The 1,489-nt window shown below is 61.2% G+C and carries 1 protein-coding gene and 1 pseudogene; one reads left to right on the plus strand and one right to left on the minus strand.

Annotated elements, in window-relative coordinates; translation table 11 throughout:
- Nucleotides 1-172 precede the first annotated feature (172 nt).
- A complete protein-coding gene (locus EN991_RS35865) occupies nt 173-328 on the minus strand; it encodes a hypothetical protein (protein WP_013532562.1) in 156 nt (51 codons plus the stop codon).
- 390 nt (nt 329-718) lie between these two features.
- Here EN991_RS35865 and EN991_RS35870 point away from each other — a divergent pair.
- Nucleotides 719-1,489 (plus strand): annotated as a pseudogene (locus EN991_RS35870) (cysteine--tRNA ligase); the annotation flags it as partial.

The raw sequence follows: 1,489 nt of genomic DNA on the forward strand, positions 1-1,489 counted from the left end.
GTCGCCAACACCGGACCGGAGATTCAGGAGCGGGGCGAGATCGGGCCGGAGCCCGAGAAGGTCAAGCGCCAGAAGTCCGGCGCGGACGACAGTCAGATGACGTTGTTCTAGCAGAGGGCGCGCGCGTCGGCGCCTTCATTTCTGGCGCCATTGGCGCCGGCCGCCCATCCCTTCAGGCAGCGCGGGGCGAAACGATCTTCTGCGCCGGCTTTTTCTTCTTGGCGGTATGGAGAAGGGCGGCGACGATCGCGGCCGGGCCGATTGCGCGATAGTGGTTGGCCAGCGCGGGCTGCTTGGCGCGGTTGGCTTCCTGCTTGGTTCGGGGCATGTCTCTCTTCCCTGGTAACATTTTCGTGTCTGCGTTTGATGGCCGATTCTGACCAAATCGTGACGCCTGCTGATCTAGCCGGCGAATGTTTCATGACTGTGCCGACATGTTTAATAAAATGTTTCAGTGCATCATTACCTGTGACCCAGCGACGGTTTTGCCGAAACTTGCGACTTGACGGCAACACAAGCCAAGGCGATAAAGCCGCCCATGAAAACGTCTTTCGCCATTTGTGGCATTTGCATTATTGGCTAGCCTCGCGCTGGTCCGGACGTTTTCGCCTCATCTCTCCCCAGATTGGACAAACGCCCCGGCCAGCAGGCTGGAGCCTGATTTGCGTTCGCGCAGGGCTGGCTTCGTCGAATTGAGTTCTGAACCGGGAAGGCACGAATGTCCGACGCATCGCAGGGCCTGCGCCTCTACAACACGCTGACGCGGACGAAAGAGGATTTCGTCCCGATCGATCCGCTGAACGTGCGCATGTATGTCTGCGGCCCGACCGTCTACGACTTTGCTCATATCGGCAATGCCAGGCCGGTGATCGTCTTCGACGTGCTGTTCCGCTTGCTGCGCCATCTCTATGGGCAGACGCACGTCACCTATGTGCGCAACATCACCGACGTAGACGACAAGATCAATGCGCGCGCTTTGCGCGATTTCGGCGGCGAGATCGCTTCCGGCACGCTGTCGTTGAATGAGGCGATCAGGCGGGTCACCGAAAAGACCGCCGACCAGTTCCACAGCGACGTGGCGGTTCTCGGCTGCCTGGAGCCGACGGTCGAGCCGCGCGCCACCGAATTCGTCGAGCCCCGTGCCGACGGCAAGGTCGACATGATCACCTTGATTCAAAGCCTGATCGAACGCGGCCATGCCTATGTTGCTGCGGGCGAAGTCCTGTTCGACACGGCGTCGATGCCCGACTACGGCCAGCTGTCGAAGCGCAATCTCGACGAGCAGCAGGCCGGTGCTCGCGTCGCCGTCGACGCGCATAAGAAAAATCCCGGCGATTTTGTCCTCTGGAAGTTGTCGTCACCGGAGGAGCCGGGCTGGAATTCGCCATGGGGCAGGGGTCGGCCGGGCTGGCACATCGAGTGCTCGGCGATGTCGGCCGCCTATCTCGGCGAGGTCTTCGACATCCATGGCGGCGGCCTCGACCTGATC

This window comes from Mesorhizobium sp. M7A.F.Ca.US.005.03.2.1 (assembly GCF_003997795.1).
Lineage (GTDB): Bacteria > Pseudomonadota > Alphaproteobacteria > Rhizobiales > Rhizobiaceae > Mesorhizobium > Mesorhizobium ciceri.